Here is a 255-nt window from a genome sequence, read left to right on the forward strand (position 1 = left end):
ACCACAGCAGAGTCAACTTCTTGATCATAATCTATCGATTCGATGCCAAAACCAAATAAACGTAAGAACTCATTGTGGTAACCAACATAATCCGTAAGCTCATCAATGGTTTCAGAATTAACCGAATCCCAAATGACTTGAATACGTGATTGCACGTCTTCTTCCAGCTCTTTATAGTTTTGGAATAAGTGGCCACCCTCATCAAAACGTGGCGTGTCACCATAAAGACTCTCGCGGAACAGACCATTTATTTGT

General features: G+C 40.4%; 1 pseudogene. It reads right to left on the bottom strand.

The window, feature by feature from the left end:
* Positions 1–255 (bottom strand): annotated as a pseudogene (locus CWC11_RS20720) (bifunctional NADH-specific enoyl-ACP reductase/trans-2-enoyl-CoA reductase); the annotation flags it as partial.

This window comes from Pseudoalteromonas sp. S3178, assembly GCF_005886985.1.
Taxonomy (GTDB): domain Bacteria; phylum Pseudomonadota; class Gammaproteobacteria; order Enterobacterales; family Alteromonadaceae; genus Pseudoalteromonas; species Pseudoalteromonas carrageenovora.